A 595-nucleotide genomic window follows, 5' to 3' on the forward strand; every position below is an offset into this window, starting at 1 on the left:
ATGACGGGATACCTCAGGGATTCGGCGATCCGGCAGCTGCCGGATCGACCGTGCGGCCCGCGAACGCGGGCCGGTTCGCGTTACTTGACCAGGCCGAACTCGCCGGCCAGCGCCTTGTAGTCCTGCACCTGCTTCTTGACGAAGGCCTCCAGCTCATCGCCGGTCATCGACAGCGGGAACAGGTCGCGCTGTTCGCGCAGCTTGGCGAAGTCTTCGTCGGCGAGCAGGGTGTCGAACTGGGTCTTCCACCAGTTGAAGTCCTCGTCGGAGACTTCCGGGCCCATGTAGAAGCCGCGGATCACCGGCCAGCTGATGTCGTAGCCCTGTTCCCTGGCAGTAGGAATGTCGGCCAGCTTGCCCGGCAGACGCTCGTCGGAGAGCACGGCGAGGATGCGGATCTTGCCGGCGTCGAGTTGCGGGGTGACTTCGCCGAGGCCGCTGGAGGTGACCTGCACATGGCCGCCGAGCATGGCGGTGAGAGTTTCGCCGCCGCCCTCGAACGCGACGTAGCGCAGCTTCTTCGGATCGACACCGGCAGCGCGCGCGATCAGTGCGGTCCGCATCCAGTCCTGACCGCCGATGGGGGCGGCGGCGA

The 595-nt window shown here is 66.7% G+C and carries 1 protein-coding gene; it reads right to left on the minus strand.

What is annotated here, in order from left to right:
- Nucleotides 1-80: 80 nt before the first annotated feature.
- On the minus strand, nucleotides 81-595 hold a 515-nt coding region (locus CXQ97_RS21040; protein ID WP_146069751.1), incomplete at its 5' end, for a tripartite tricarboxylate transporter substrate-binding protein.

This window comes from Arthrobacter sp. B0490 (assembly GCF_002929355.1).
Lineage (GTDB): Bacteria > Actinomycetota > Actinomycetes > Actinomycetales > Micrococcaceae > Arthrobacter_D.